Genomic DNA, 13,013 nt, shown 5'->3' on the forward strand with positions numbered 1-13,013 from the left:
CAATGCCGGGCTTCAGAGCCTCCCGACGACCTTCCGGGGCGTGATGCGTACGACCACTCGCTGGGCGTCGTTGACCGAGTCGGGGTTGAAGTCGGCGTACTTCCGGCCCGTGTACTTCTCGCTCAGTTCGTCGATGAGTTCCGGGGCGCCGTCGGTCGTCGTCTCGGCGGTGCCGCGGATCTCGGCGTACTCGTAGGGCTGGTCCGGGTCCATGACGACGACCGTCACGCGGTTGTCGCGGTCCAGGTTCTTCTTCTTGCGGCGGTCGACCGTGGTGGAGAAGAGGAGATCGTCGCCGTCCCGCTTCACCCAGACCGGTGACAGCTGCGGGCTGCCGTCGGGCTGGAGGGTGCCGACGACGATGAACACCTTGCGGTCGAGCAGGGACTTCAGACGGTCGGACAGTACGGCGGACATGGGCACCCTCCGGAGTCCAGGGATCACTGGTGGTCGTGTGGGTACCCTCGCACGCCCTCAGCTCACCCGCACGACGAGCGCAGTCGCCACCGCCATCAGGCCCTCCTCGCGGCCCGGGAAGCCGAGGCCGTCGGTCGTCGCGCCGGAGACGGAGACGGGCGCGCCGGCCGCTTCGGAGAGGATCTTCTGGGCCTCGTCGCGCCGCTTGCCGATCTTCGGGCGGGGGCCGACCACCTGGACGGCGATGTTGCCGATGGTGAAGCCGGCCTCGCGGACGATCCGGGCCGCCTCGGTGAGGAGGGTGGTCCCGGAGGCTCCCGACCACTCGGGGCGGCCGGTGCCGAAGTGCTGTCCGAGGTCACCGAGCCCGGCGGCGGAGAAGAGGGCGTTGCAGGCCGCGTGGGCGACGACGTCGGCGTCGGAGTGCCCGGCCAGGCCCGGCCCCTCGCCCTCCCACTTCAGGCCCGCGCACCACAGCTCGCGGCCCTCCTCGAAGGCGTGGATGTCGGTGCCGATGCCGACCTGGGGGAGGATCAGCGGCTGCTCAGAAGCCATCGTTGAGCCTCCTGCGGGCGAGGACCGCCTCGGCGAGGACCAGGTCGAGGGGACGGGTGACCTTGAAGGCCTCCTCGTGACCGGGGACGGCGACGACGGTCAGGCCCAGCTGCTCGACCATGCTCGCGTCGTCGGTGACGCCCGCGGTGACGGTCTCGTGGGCGCGGATCAGGGTCGCGCGGTCGAAGCCCTGCGGCGTCTGGACGGCGCGGAGGCGGGCCCGCTCGGGGGTGGCGACGACCGGTTCCGGGTCCCCGGCGACGGCCGCGGGCTCGACCTCCTTGACGGTGTCGGCGAGCGGGAGCGCGGGGACGACGGCGGGGGCGCCGTCCCGGACTGCCTCGATGACCGCGTCGACCGTGTCGACCGGGACCAGCGGGCGGGCCGCGTCGTGGACGAGGACGATGCCGTATTCGGGCGGCAGGGCGTCCAGGCCGAGCTTGACCGATTCCTGGCGGGACTCGCCGCCGGGCACGACCAGGAAGTCGGTTCGCTCGGGCAGCGCGTGTGCGTCGAGGAGTGATTTGACCTCGGCGGCGCCGTCCGGCGGGGCCACGACGATCACCAGGGAGACATGGCGGGACGCGGCGAGCGCGCGGGCCGCGTGGATGAGCATGGGTGTGCCGTTGAGCGCGCGCAGCGCCTTGGGGGCGCCCGGACCGAGGCGTACGCCCCGGCCGGCGGCGGGAATCACGGCGGCTACGGGGGTCGGCGCGGGCGAAGGGCGCGATTCGTCAGACATCGGTTCCTGTCAGGTTTGTGTGCTCGACCTAGGTGGGTATGGCCTGGAGGAGTGCCGGGCGCGACGCCTTGACCGGACCCTTTCCGTGACCCTGGTCGAGCCATCTGCCCGGGCCCGGCACATCAAGTATCGGGGGGCTTGCTTCTCGGGGGCTTTCCGAAGAACACGGAAGACCAGCGAAGAGCGGGGCTTTTCCGGATACGGCGCCATTGGGTACGAACATGCCGCAGCGCCCGGCGACAGGATCAGTGTCATCGGGCACCGCGGCATTTACTGTGCTGAGCGTGGCGGGAGCGAAGGATCGCTGCCGTGGCGCGTCAGGAGGCGAGCACCTCGTCGAGCAGGGCTTCGGCCTTGTCCTCGTTCGTGTTCTCCGCGAGCGCCAGCTCGCTCACCAGGATCTGGCGTGCCTTGGCGAGCATGCGCTTCTCACCGGCGGACAGTCCGCGCTCGCGCTCACGACGCCACAGGTCACGCACGACTTCCGCGACCTTGATGACATCGCCGGAGGCGAGCTTCTCCAGGTTTGCCTTGTAGCGACGCGACCAGTTCGTGGGCTCCTCGGCGTACGGCGCGCGCAGCACCTCGAAGACCCGGTCCAGCCCGTCCTGACCGACCACATCACGCACGCCGACGAACTCCGCATTGTCCGCTGGCACACGTACCGTCAGGTCACCCTGGGCGACCTTCAGCACCAAGTAGGTCTTGTCCACGCCTTTGATCTGGCGAGTTTCGATGGCCTCGATCAGCGCGGCCCCGTGATGGGGATAGACCACGGTGTCGCCAACCTTGAACGTCATGTGACAGGTACCCCTTCCGTGGCTATCCAGGGTAACACGGATACGGCGTCTTCTGAATGGCGTTTTCGCAGGTCAGGGCATATCTCGGGGCTTGACAACTGCGACAGGAACGTGCTGCGAGGGGCCTGCGGAACGAGGAATTCGCAGGTCGGAGGGGCTCTTCGGGCGGGGAGAAACGCGTACGTTACACACTTCCGGAGCCGTCTCCAAGTGGACGAACGTCCCGTTTTGTCCGGTTCCAAGCGTACGACTTCCGCTACTCCGTTCGGTGGCCCCTGACGGATCCGAGCCGATTCCGGAATTGATCAACGGCCGCGGGACGGGGTGGCGCGTGATCAATATCCGGGGCCGTCGCGCATTCCTTCACGGAAATTTTGCGAGCGGTTATGTGAATGGCGGACGAGCGCCCGGCAAAGTGACTGGAGGGTCACGTGTGATCGGAGTGACGCGGGGTTCGCGGTACCTCCAGCCGGAGGGAAGCAGGGTGGTCGGGGAGGGTCGGGTGCGGGCGTCCGGGAACGGCTCGGTAACCTAAGCCCGCTGACAGACACTTAGGGTGGCTTTATAAGGGAGCCGCCCGCGCGTTCAAGGAGTTGCCGCCGCCGTGAGCAGCAGCCTTCGACGCGGCGCCCTCGCCGCCTCCGCCATCGTCTTCTCGATCGCCTCGCTCGCCGCCTGCGGCGCCGGCAACAACTCACAGACCCTGGAAGTCAAGCCGGACAACGCGGCGACCAGCGTCGGCGACATCAAGATCCAGAACGCCCTGGTCATCACCCAGCCCGACCTGAAGTCGACGGGCCCGGCCGTGATCTCCGCGACCCTGTTCAACATGGGCAAGGACCCGCAGACCCTGCAGTCCATCGCGGTCCCGGGCAGCAGCGCGACCGTGAAGCTGACCCCCGCCAAGGGCCAGAGCCTGACGATTCCGGCGCACGGTTCCCTGACCCTCGGTGGCAAGGACAACGCCTCCGCCGAGATCCCCAGCGGTCGCGAGGCGGTCCAGGACGGCAACGCGCAGAAGATCACCTTCACCTTCAGCACGACCGGTGACGTGAGCCTGCGCGCCTTCGTGGTGCCGGCCACCAGCTACTTCGACAAGTGGGGCCCGAGCCAGATCCCGTCCGGACCGGCGACGAACTCCCCCGCGCCGGGCGCCTCCGCCGGCGGCAAGCCGCACAAGGGCGGCAAGGCGAGCCCGTCGTCCTCCCCGAGCAACACGGCGAGCAGCACCGCGAGCGGCACCGCCAGCACCGGCGCCACCCCGAGCGACTCCGCCTCCCAGTCGGCGGCCGGCCGCTGAGCACCGGGACACGAATGAAGGGCGGCACCCCTGCCGGGGGCGCCGCCCTTCGTCGTCACCGCGTACGGGAAGGCCGTACGGTCTACGGCTCGAACTTGTAGCCAAGACCGCGCACCGTCACCAGGTACCGGGGCGCGCCCGGATCCGGTTCGATCTTGGCGCGCAGGCGCTTGACGTGGACGTCGAGGGTCTTGGTGTCGCCCACGTAGTCGGCGCCCCAGACACGGTCGATGAGCTGCATGCGGGTCAGCACGCGGCCGGCGTTGCGCAGCAGCATCTCCAGCAGGTCGAACTCCTTGAGGGGGAGGTCGACCTTGGAGCCGGCGACCGTCACCACGTGGCGGTCGACGTCCATGCGGACCGGGCCCGCCTCCAGCGCGGCCGGGGTGACCTCCTCCGGCTCGCCGCGGCGGCGCAGCACGGCCCGGATACGGGCCACCAGCTCGCGCGAGGAGAAGGGCTTGGTGACGTAGTCGTCGGCTCCTATCTCCAGACCGACCACCTTGTCGATCTCGCTGTCCTTGGCCGTCACCATGATCACGGGGACGTTGGAGCGGCCGCGCAGCTGACGGCACACCTCCGTACCGGGCAGACCCGGCAGCATCAGGTCGAGGAGGACGAGGTCGGCGCCGTTGCGCTCGAACTCGTCGAGTCCGTCGGGGCCGGTGGCCGCCACGGCGACCTCGAAGCCCTCCTTGCGGAGCATGTACGACAGGGCGTCGGAGAAGGACTCCTCGTCCTCGACGACGAGCACTCGGGTCACGGAAGGACCTCCGGGGCAGGAAGCGGTTCGTACGGGGATGACTCGGGGGCGCCGCCGTCCTCGTCTTCTTCGTCGAGGTCGGGGTGCTGTTGCGCGCGGTCGCGGGCCGCGCCCGCCTCCGGCAGCCTGAGGGTGAACGTGGAGCCCTGGCCTTCGGCGCTCCAGACCGTGACCTCCCCGCCGTGCGAGGCGACCACGTGCTTGACGATCGCGAGGCCGAGACCGGTGCCTCCGGTCTGCCGGGAGCGGGCCGGGTCGACGCGGTAGAAGCGCTCGAAGATGCGCTCCTTGTCCTTGTCGGAGATGCCGATGCCCTGGTCCGTCACGGCCAGCTCGATCAGGTCGCCGCCGGGAGCGTTGACCCGGCGGGCGGCTATGCCGACCCGGGTGCGGGCCGGGGAGTAGTTCACGGCGTTCTCGACCAGGTTGCCGAGGGCGGCGGCCAGCTGGCCCCGGTTGCCCCAGACGGCCAGGTCCTCCATGCCTCCGGCGGCCATGGTGATCTGCTTGGTGCCTGCCTGGTGGCGGCAGCGGTCGATGGCCTCGGCGACCAGCTCGTCCACGCGGACGGGCTCGGCATCCTCCAGCGGGTCGTCGTTCTGCACCCGGGAGAGGTCGATCAGCTCCTGGACCAGATTGGTCAGCCGGGTCGCCTCGATCTGCATACGGCCCGCGAAGCGCTGTACGGCCTCGGGGTCGTCGGAGGCGTCCATGACCGCCTCGGAGAGGAGGGAGAGCGCGCCGACGGGCGTCTTCAGCTCATGGCTCACATTGGCCACGAAGTCGCGCCGTACGGCCTCGATACGTCTGGCCTCGGTCAGGTCCTCGACCAGCAGCAGGACCAGGCGGGAGCCGAGCGGGGCCACGCGCGCGGAGACCGCGAGGGCCTCGCCGCGTCCGGTGCCGCGCCGGGGCAGGTCCAGCTCGACCTGCCGTATCTCGCCGTCACGTCTGGTGTCCCGGGCCATCTGGAGCATCGGCTCGACGGAGAGTTTGCCGCCCCGGACCAGCCCGAGGGCGTAGGCGGCGGAGCTGGCCTTGACGACGGCGTCGGCCTCGTCGAGGACGACGGCCGAGGAGCGGAGCACGGACAGTACGGTGTCCACGCCGGGCGGGAGTACGGGATCGGTGTGCAAGGAAGTCCTGGTCGGTCGCTTCTGGTCGCGTTCGCTCCAGCGGAACGCCAGCATGGCGATGACGCCGGTGAGCACCCCGGCGATCGCTGCCGCTGCGGCGACCGCCGCGTTCACGTCCATGCCTCCAGGTTAAGCAGGGGGTACGACATGACCCCAGCCGTCGAGGGACGACCTCGGACACTCGTCGCCCAGAGTTCACCTTGGAGCCAGGATTGGTTCATTTGGGGTGGCGGAAACGGACGCGTGCGGGACAGAACGTGGGAGCGTGGGGACCAAGCACACCTATGAGAGGGAGCCCTGATGCGGGACGCGTACCACGAGGAACTTGACTCGATCGGCGACGGTCTGGTGGAGATGACCCGGCTGGTCGGGTCGGCGATCGGGCGCGCCACGACCGCCATCCTGGACGCCGACCTGAAGCTGGCCGAGAGCGTGATCGAGGCCGACCAGAAGGTCGACGAGCTCCAGCACGACCTGGAGGCGCGGGCCATAGCCCTGCTCGCCCGGCAGCAGCCGGTGGCGACCGACCTCCGTATCGTCGTCACCTCCCTGCGGATGTCCGCCGACCTGGAGCGCTCCGGCGACCTGGCCCAGCACGTGGCGAAGCTGGCGCGCCTGCGCTTCCCCGCGCGGGCCGTCCCCCAGGACCTGCACGCGACGATCCTGGAGATGGGCCAGCTCGCGCAGCGCCTGATGGCGAAGGCGGCCGAGGTGATCATCACCAAGGACATCGACCTCGCGCTGCAGCTGGAGCAGGACGACGACGAGATGGACCTGCTGCACCGCACGCTGTTCCAGCACCTGATCGACGAGCGCTGGAAGCACGGCATCGAGACCGCCGTCGACGTCACCCTGCTGGGCCGCTACTACGAACGGTACGCCGACCACGCGGTGGCCGTCGCCAAGCGCGTCGTCTATCTGGTCACGGGCGAGCACGCGGACGAACTCCAGCAGGACATCCAGCCGGTGACGGGCGTCGAGGGCGCGTGATCCGGGGCAGGGCCGCCGGGCCCTGCGGGGCTGTGGGGGCTTGCGGGGCTATGGGGGCTTGCGCTGAGACGGGCCTGGGCCGCAACCGGTGGCGGGACCGAATGCGGGGTCGGCCGCGGGGTCGGCTCCGGGGGCGCTGGGGCGCCTCCGTGCGCCGTTGATGCGCCGGGGGATACGGGCATGAAATGGACGAGGGCACCCCTGCCCCAGCGTCTAGGAGGGACCCATGGCCGAATCCCCCAGCACCACGCCCGACCCCACGCAGGAGCGCGAGACCGACCAGCCCGCCCCCGTCACGAGCCTTCCGCTGATCGGCGCATGCGGGTGCGGATCGGGCTGCGGGTGCGGGTGCCAGTCGGGCGCGCCGTGCCAGTGCGGCTGACGGACTGCAGAACGTCGTAGGGCCGGTGTGAACGCGATTCGCACCGGCCCTGCCCGTGTGTCATCGGCCGGCGGATCCGGCGCCTTCGAAGCGGAGCCTGCCGGCCAGGACCTCGCGGGCCACTTGGCTGATCGTGCGGCCGTCGGCGTACGCGCGGGCCCGCAGCCGGTCCAGGGCCTGCTCCGGGTCCAGGTCCAGCTGCACCATCACCATGCCGACCGCCTGGTGGACCTCCGTGTGGTCGGCCTCGGAGGCCGCCAGCCACGACGCCACCTCGTTCTCCGTGTCCTCCTCGGCGCCGTCGAGGCCGGCCGTCTGAAGGCTCATGAGCGCGTAGGCGACCGCGTCCCGCACCCACAGCGCGGTCCGCATGTCCGGCTCCGCCAGCCCGCCGACGGATTCGCTGTAGAGGTCGAGGGTGCCGATCGCGGCGCCGCTGACACCGAGCGGCAGCGAGAAGACCGCGCGCACGCCGAGTGCCACCGCCTCGTGCGCGAAGATCGGCCAGCGGAGGGCGTCGGGTCCGCCGGTGAGGTCGGCCGCGACGACCGGGGCGCCCCGGTCGAGAGCGCTCTGACAGGGTCCGTCCCCCACGGTGTACTGCAGCTCGGCGAGCCGGGCGGCGACCCGGTCACTGGCGCACCAGGTGATGTGTACGCCCTTGCCGCCGGAGATCGACACCGAGGACCCGCCGATCGGCAGCAGCCGTACGCACGCCGTGCACAGCGCGCCCGGCACCTGCTGAGGGTCGTCGGTGCACCGCGCGGCGGCGGCGAGCGTCTCGGTGACCCGCAACCGTTCCTTCCCGTACGCCGGCACCCCGCCACCGGCTGGTCCCTTCGACCGCTCGGGCGACATGGTCATCATCTCCACGTCCCGGGTGCCCAGCTTGGGACGATTGACGTACCGCTCTTTTGACGCACCGGTCCTCGAAGGACGGAACTCCGACACCGACGTACGGTCATCAGCGCTGGAGATCGGGCGCCGGCTCGATGACGTCGGCCCAGACACGATCGCTCCACGGGTTGCCCTCGACATCGAGGCGTGCTGCGACGACATCGTCGAGAAAGTGCGCCTGGGCGCTGCCTGCCGTCTCGTGGGGCCGCCAGAGTGAGTCGCACTCATGCACAGCAAGAAGCGCGTCCCATCCGCCTTGAAGCGGTACGGGTGGAGCCAGTCCTGTCCGCAGCCTGGACACACCAGGTCGCGCGCCACTCTCGACTCCCAGATGCTGGGTCTTGTCGGGGATCTTGGTGAGCTGGGATTTCCCTGCTCGGGGAGGGTGGGCTCGTGCGCCTGATGGTCGTCGTTGGTCGTCCTTGGCCACTGTTGAGCGGTGTCGGACGGCCCAGTCATGGGTCAGCCATGGGTCACATGAGCGGTGTCAGCCCGCCGAGGCGACCCGGCATTGCCCATCGCCATCGCCGCCTTGACGAACCACTGGCCGCCCAAACGGAACGACGTTGAAGTGCGCCCTAATATGTGCAGGTCACAGGAGGGGGAGCATGGTTGAAGTGAGGCACACGTGCCCGCATTGTGGACACGGCGTAGGTCGGCTGATGCGCGTCAACGGCGAAGGTGTTTCCAACTGCTCGCGTTGCCACAAGAGTGACTGGTCCCGCCGGTTCGATCCCCAGCAGGCGCAGCAGGAGGCTCGGGAAACACGCCGCGCAGAGATGAAGGCGCGTCTCTCCGACTGGTTTTCACGCAACAACCCGTCCACCCAGGACGAGATCCCCGAACGCAACGCACAATCCATCCAGGTCAAGATCCCCGAACGCATCACGCCGCCCCCGCCGCTTCGCCCGAAGGTGGAACGGGAGCGGCCTGTCGGGCATGTCCGTAACGGGAAGCTCCTCGAATCCAACACCGCCCAGAGCGCGAACAACAGGGTGAGGAAGCGCCTCTTGGCCTATGGAGTCTTGGCGGTAGGGGCTGTGGCTTGCTTCGCCATCGGCGCGGGGGGCGCTGACGGTGACCAGGTCCAGGCCGCGTCCGCCAAGCCCACAGCGTCGCCCAGCGCGACTGCATCTCCCTCGGTCGAATCCTCCGTGTCTCCGTCGCCTTCACTGAATCCGGCTCCGACGAAGCCGGTGAGCGACTACCAGCACTGGAACCTTGCAAAGGCTGTGGCGGACGCCCGCAAGCACCACGTCGGGCCGGTGACTTACACAGACCTGAGCGACCTGAACCGTAGTCCGTCTCACCTCGGCAACTGGAAGGTGTGCTCGCAATGGCCCGATGCTGGTGCCGAGAGCACCGGGACTGTCACGTTCTCGGTTCTGAAAACGAACGAGGCGTGCGCATCGCCGCCGCGCCCCCACTCTCATCACGACACGTCCTCGCAGGGCAGTACGGACCCCAGCTCGGGCGGAAGTACATCGACGGCTGACAGCTCGCCCGCATCGGGCAGCTCCACCACGACGCAGTTGTGCGACATCCGATCCAACGCCGGTAACTGCTATCACGCCGGCGAGTTCTGCCGGAGCATCGACATGGGGGAGACGACCACGGACGCGGCAGGGCGTGAGATCACCTGCGACTATGAGGCTGGCGCTAATCGGTGGCACTACTGACAACCCGATGACCGGTCACGGCTTGGTGCCTGCCAGGTTCGCGTGTCCGGCTACCGTGACTGCCCGGTGTTCCCGTGGTCTCCCGCTCGATCGGGCACGCGTGGGGCACGGCTACCTTCTGATCCGTAGCTCTACAGAGATCGGTCAATGGGGGTTATAGGGTCATCGTTCGGCCCTTCGTAGTCGTCACTGGCCATGGTCGGCTTCTGAGGTTGCTGTACTTCTCCGCTGTACAGCTCTGGCGGCTCGTATGAGCGAGGTTGTTTCGGCTGATCAGTGTGTCGGGGTGGGTGTCCCCCAGGACCTGCTCGTCTTGGGCGAGGGTGGTCTCGTACAGGGGATGGCTCACTGCAGGGCCCCCGCCGCCCGGTAGGCGTGCCGGACTCCAGGCCGCTTGCCGTGTGGATCTACTCCAACGTGCGCGCCGCCCTCAGCGCGGCCGTGGATGACGGGCACCTTCCCCGGAACCCGTGCGCCGCCCGCTCGGTCCGGCCACCGGCCGTAGACGACAGGCGCGTCGTGCCCTGGACGCCGGAACGGGTCTTCGCCGTCCGGGCCGGAATGCCCGAGCGCGTGGGCGAGATCCGCCCTCGTGACCTACCGATCGCACTCATCGGTACGGCCGGCGGCACACTCGCCCTCTGGGCCAACGCCCCCGCCGGGATCGCCATCCCCACGGCTCTGCTGATCGTCCTCGACATCCGCATCCGCCGCTGGCGCCGACGCACCTGACGTCCCGATCATGCACCTGACGGCCCACAGACGGCCCCAGGGCATCGAAAAGCCCCCCACCCGCAGCGAAACCGCAGGTGAGGGGCTTGATCGTTCGGGCTTACTTCTTCTTGCCCTGGTTCTTGACCGCCTCGATCGCCGCCGCGGCCGCCTCGGGGTCGAGGTAGGTGCCGCCGGGGGTGATCGGCTTGAAGTCGGCGTCCAGTTCGTAGGAGAGCGGGATGCCGGTCGGGATGTTCAGGCCCGCGATGTCGGCGTCGGAGATGCCGTCCAGGTGCTTGACCAGGGCGCGGAGCGAGTTGCCGTGGGCCGCGACCAGGACCGTGCGGCCGGCCAGGAGGTCGGGGACGATGCCGTCGTACCAGTACGGGAGCATGCGCTGGACGACGTCCTTCAGGCACTCCGTCCGCGGGCGGAGCTCCGGCGGGATGGTCGCGTAGCGGGCGTCGTTCGCCTGGGAGAACTCGGAGTCGTCCGCGAGCGGCGGGGGCGGGGTGTCGTACGAGCGGCGCCAGAGCATGAACTGCTCCTCGCCGAACTCGGCCAGCGTCGCCGCCTTGTCCTTGCCCTGGAGCGCGCCGTAGTGCCGCTCGTTCAGGCGCCAGCTGCGGTGGACCGGGATCCAGTGGCGGTCCGCGGCCTCAAGGGCCAGCTGAGCCGTGCGGATCGCGCGCTTCTGCAGGGACGTGTGGACCACGTCGGGGAGGAGGTCGGCGTCCTTCAGGAGCTCGCCACCGCGGACTGCCTCCTTCTCGCCCTTCTCATTCAGGTTGACGTCCACCCAGCCGGTGAACAGGTTCTTCGCGTTCCACTCGCTCTCGCCGTGGCGGAGGAGGATCAGCTTGTACGGTGCGTCGGCCATGGCAAAGAGCGTAATCCACGGGTTCGCCGCCCTGCCCGGCCCGGTCAGTGGGTGGACGGTTGACGGCATCTGTTAATCGAGTGGCCCCCGAGGGCCGCCGTCTGTAAGTTGTGCTTGCCACGTGAGCCACTTACCAATGGGGGTCTTGTCATGTCCGCCACGCGTCTCAGACGTGCCGCCCGGGAGACCGTCTCCGGACTCCCTCGTGAGTTCTGGTGGCTGTGGACCAGCACCCTCGTCAACCGGCTCGGCGCGTTCGTGGCCACCTTCATGGCCCTCTATCTCACCCTCGACCGCGGATATTCGGCCTCCTACGCCGGTCTCGTCGCCTCGCTGCACGGGCTGGGCGGGGTCGTCTCCTCGCTGGGCGGAGGGGTCATGGCCGACCGGCTGGGACGGCGGCCCACACTGCTCATCGCCCAGTCGGCCACCGCCGCCTCCGTCGCGCTGCTCGGCTTCATGAGCGACCCCGTCACCATCGCCGCCGTCGCCTTCCTCGTCGGCATGGCCTCCAACGCCTCCCGGCCGGCCGTGCAGGCGATGATGGCCGACATCGTGCGACCCGAGGACCGGGTGCGGGCCTTCTCGCTCAACTACTGGGCCATCAACCTCGGCTTCGCCGTCTCCTCCACGGCCGCGGGGTTCATCGCCGAGTTCAGTTATCGCGCCGGCTTCCTGATCGAGGCCGGGATGACGGCGGTCTGCGCTCTCGTCGTCTTCCTCAAGCTGCCCGAGTCGCGGCCCACGGCCACGGCCAGGCAGGCCGGCTCCGACGTCGGCCTCGGCACCGTGCTGCGCGACGGGCGGTACATGGCCGTCGTCGGGCTGTCCTTCCTGGTCGCGCTGGTCTTCCAGCAGGGGTCCGTGGGGCTGCCGGTGGCCATGGGGCGGGCCGGGTTCTCGCCCGCGGACTACGGCCTCGCCATCGCCGTCAACGGCATCCTGATCGTCGCCCTGCAGATCCCGGTCACCCGCTTCATCGAGCACCGCGACCCGCGCACCCTGCTGGTGGTCTCCTCGGTGCTCGCCGGGTACGGCTTCGGGCTCACCGCCTTCGCCGGTTCCGTCGGCGTCTTCGCGCTCACCGTCTGCGTGTGGACCCTCGCCGAGATCGTCAACGCCCCGACCCAGACCGGGCTCGTGGTCCGGCTGTCCCCGGTGCACGGGCGCGGCCGCTACCAGGGCGTCTACACCCTGTCCTGGTCCGTCGCCGCCCTGGTCGCACCGCTGATGTCCGGCGCGGTCATCGACCGGCTGGGACCGGAGTGGCTGTGGGGGATGTGTGCGGTGGTGGGGACGGTCGCGGGCGCCGGATACGGCGTGCTCATGCGCGGACTGCCGGCCGAGACGCCGGTTCCGGCTCCGCCGCCGTCCGCTTCCGTCCAGGTCACCGAAGTGTGAGCCGTGCGGGGCGACCGCTCGCGTCGGCCCGGGCCGAAAGCCGGCCCGTGCCCCGCACCGCGAGCATCGCGGTGCGGGGCGTGGGCGCGGAAGGAAGGTACGGCCCGCCGTCAGTGGCCGAACTGCCGGTCGAAGATACCCCCGACCTTGCCGAATTCAGGCATGTCCTGGTCCATGCCGGACATGCCCTGGTCGGCATCGGACGTGGCCGGCGCGCTGCTCCCGGACTCGACCCCGACGTTACCCATGTCGTCGTTGTCGTCGGCCATGGCCTGGGCCGCGCCTCCGAGCAGAACGGTCCCGGCGAGAGCGATGGCGCCGAGTGCGGCACGTACACGCATAAGCATCTCCTTCGAT

Annotated in this window: 13 protein-coding genes and 1 pseudogene; 5 read left to right on the forward strand and 9 right to left on the reverse strand. The window is 69.5% G+C overall.

Annotated features, from left to right (window positions below; all coding sequences use genetic code 11):
* Positions 1 to 12 precede the first annotated feature (12 nt).
* The 4 genes from ACIGXP_RS32345 to ACIGXP_RS32360 all read right to left on the reverse strand — a co-directional run bounded on the left by ACIGXP_RS32345 (position 13) and on the right by ACIGXP_RS32360 (position 2,514).
* Entirely contained in the window at positions 13 to 417 is a 405-nt protein-coding gene (locus ACIGXP_RS32345; RefSeq protein ID WP_363213712.1) for a PPOX class F420-dependent oxidoreductase, read from the reverse strand.
* Positions 418 to 474: 57 nt separating this feature from the next.
* Positions 475 to 972, reverse strand: coding sequence for a 2-C-methyl-D-erythritol 2,4-cyclodiphosphate synthase (gene ispF / locus ACIGXP_RS32350; protein WP_399774444.1), 498 nt, complete (start codon positions 970 to 972; stop codon positions 475 to 477).
* The gene (gene ispD, locus ACIGXP_RS32355) at positions 962 to 1,714 is read right to left on the reverse strand and encodes a 2-C-methyl-D-erythritol 4-phosphate cytidylyltransferase (protein WP_399774447.1); all 753 of its coding nucleotides are present in this window, start codon (positions 1,712 to 1,714) and stop codon (positions 962 to 964) included. The genes ispF and ispD overlap by 11 nt, the downstream gene beginning before the upstream one ends.
* 317 nt (positions 1,715 to 2,031) lie before the next feature.
* Positions 2,032 to 2,514 carry a CarD family transcriptional regulator gene (locus tag ACIGXP_RS32360; RefSeq protein ID WP_003953493.1) on the reverse strand — a complete coding sequence of 161 codons (483 nt, stop codon included), beginning with the start codon at positions 2,512 to 2,514 and terminating at the stop codon, positions 2,032 to 2,034.
* A gap of 604 nt (positions 2,515 to 3,118) precedes the next feature.
* On the opposite strand from ACIGXP_RS32360, the gene ACIGXP_RS32365 reads away from it, so the two are divergent.
* A complete protein-coding gene (locus ACIGXP_RS32365; RefSeq protein ID WP_399774450.1) occupies positions 3,119 to 3,814 on the forward strand; it encodes a DUF461 domain-containing protein in 696 nt (231 codons plus the stop codon).
* An 82-nt stretch (positions 3,815 to 3,896) separates the two neighbouring features.
* Here ACIGXP_RS32365 and ACIGXP_RS32370 read toward each other — a convergent pair whose 3' ends face one another.
* The gene (locus ACIGXP_RS32370; protein ID WP_030342036.1) at positions 3,897 to 4,577 is read right to left on the reverse strand and encodes a response regulator transcription factor; all 681 of its coding nucleotides are present in this window, start codon (positions 4,575 to 4,577) and stop codon (positions 3,897 to 3,899) included.
* The gene (locus ACIGXP_RS32375; RefSeq protein ID WP_363213708.1) at positions 4,574 to 5,833 is read right to left on the reverse strand and encodes an ATP-binding protein; all 1,260 of its coding nucleotides are present in this window, start codon (positions 5,831 to 5,833) and stop codon (positions 4,574 to 4,576) included. The genes ACIGXP_RS32370 and ACIGXP_RS32375 overlap by 4 nt, the downstream gene beginning before the upstream one ends.
* A gap of 180 nt (positions 5,834 to 6,013) precedes the next feature.
* On the opposite strand from ACIGXP_RS32375, the gene phoU reads away from it, so the two are divergent.
* A complete protein-coding gene (gene phoU / locus ACIGXP_RS32380; protein WP_351239677.1) occupies positions 6,014 to 6,703 on the forward strand; it encodes a phosphate signaling complex protein PhoU in 690 nt (229 codons plus the stop codon).
* Between the two features lie 442 nt (positions 6,704 to 7,145).
* Here the strand turns inward: phoU and ACIGXP_RS32385 are convergent, their stop codons facing one another.
* Positions 7,146 to 8,036 (reverse strand): GAF and ANTAR domain-containing protein, encoded by an 891-nt coding sequence (locus tag ACIGXP_RS32385; protein ID WP_399774454.1) that lies wholly within the window; start codon positions 8,034 to 8,036, stop codon positions 7,146 to 7,148.
* Positions 8,037 to 8,644: 608 nt separating this feature from the next.
* Between ACIGXP_RS32385 and ACIGXP_RS32390 the strand changes: the two genes are divergently transcribed.
* Both ACIGXP_RS32390 and ACIGXP_RS32395 read left to right on the forward strand, forming a co-directional pair.
* The gene (locus ACIGXP_RS32390) at positions 8,645 to 9,661 is read left to right on the forward strand and encodes a hypothetical protein (protein ID WP_399774457.1); all 1,017 of its coding nucleotides are present in this window, start codon (positions 8,645 to 8,647) and stop codon (positions 9,659 to 9,661) included.
* Positions 9,662 to 10,066: 405 nt separating this feature from the next.
* Positions 10,067 to 10,234 (forward strand): annotated as a pseudogene (locus ACIGXP_RS32395) (site-specific integrase); the annotation flags it as partial.
* Between the two features lie 259 nt (positions 10,235 to 10,493).
* On the opposite strand, the gene ACIGXP_RS32400 reads toward ACIGXP_RS32395, so the two are convergent.
* Complete coding sequence (locus ACIGXP_RS32400) at positions 10,494 to 11,255, reverse strand: phosphoglyceromutase (protein WP_363213704.1); 762 nt, start codon at positions 11,253 to 11,255, stop codon at positions 10,494 to 10,496.
* A 150-nt stretch (positions 11,256 to 11,405) separates the two neighbouring features.
* Here ACIGXP_RS32400 and ACIGXP_RS32405 point away from each other — a divergent pair, with 150 nt between their 5' ends.
* On the forward strand, positions 11,406 to 12,656 hold the full coding sequence (locus ACIGXP_RS32405) for an MDR family MFS transporter (protein WP_399774461.1): 1,251 nt from the start codon (positions 11,406 to 11,408) through the stop codon (positions 12,654 to 12,656).
* A 110-nt stretch (positions 12,657 to 12,766) separates the two neighbouring features.
* Here the strand turns inward: ACIGXP_RS32405 and ACIGXP_RS32410 are convergent, their stop codons facing one another.
* Positions 12,767 to 12,997 (reverse strand): hypothetical protein, encoded by a 231-nt coding sequence (locus tag ACIGXP_RS32410; RefSeq protein ID WP_363213702.1) that lies wholly within the window; start codon positions 12,995 to 12,997, stop codon positions 12,767 to 12,769.
* Between the last annotated feature and the right edge of the window lie 16 nt (positions 12,998 to 13,013).

The organism is Streptomyces sp. NPDC053069 (assembly GCF_044546895.1).
Classification (GTDB): Bacteria; Actinomycetota; Actinomycetes; order Streptomycetales; family Streptomycetaceae; genus Streptomyces.

Excerpts from the sequence above, each read along its gene's own strand:
- ACIGXP_RS32345 (WP_363213712.1), bottom strand. The coding sequence starts at position 417 with ATGTCCGCCGTACTGTCCGACCGTCTGAAGTCCCTGCTCGACCGCAAG.
- ispF (WP_399774444.1), bottom strand. The coding sequence starts at position 972 with ATGGCTTCTGAGCAGCCGCTGATCCTCCCCCAGGTCGGCATCGGCACC.
- ispD (WP_399774447.1), bottom strand. The coding sequence starts at position 1,714 with ATGTCTGACGAATCGCGCCCTTCGCCCGCGCCGACCCCCGTAGCCGCC.
- ACIGXP_RS32360 (WP_003953493.1), bottom strand. The coding sequence starts at position 2,514 with ATGACGTTCAAGGTTGGCGACACCGTGGTCTATCCCCATCACGGGGCC.
- ACIGXP_RS32375 (WP_363213708.1), bottom strand. The coding sequence starts at position 5,833 with ATGGACGTGAACGCGGCGGTCGCCGCAGCGGCAGCGATCGCCGGGGTG.
- phoU (WP_351239677.1), top strand. The coding sequence starts at position 6,014 with ATGCGGGACGCGTACCACGAGGAACTTGACTCGATCGGCGACGGTCTG.
- ACIGXP_RS32390 (WP_399774457.1), top strand. The coding sequence starts at position 8,645 with ATGCGCGTCAACGGCGAAGGTGTTTCCAACTGCTCGCGTTGCCACAAG.
- ACIGXP_RS32400 (WP_363213704.1), bottom strand. The coding sequence starts at position 11,255 with ATGGCCGACGCACCGTACAAGCTGATCCTCCTCCGCCACGGCGAGAGC.
- ACIGXP_RS32405 (WP_399774461.1), top strand. The coding sequence starts at position 11,406 with ATGTCCGCCACGCGTCTCAGACGTGCCGCCCGGGAGACCGTCTCCGGA.
- ACIGXP_RS32410 (WP_363213702.1), bottom strand. The coding sequence starts at position 12,997 with ATGCGTGTACGTGCCGCACTCGGCGCCATCGCTCTCGCCGGGACCGTT.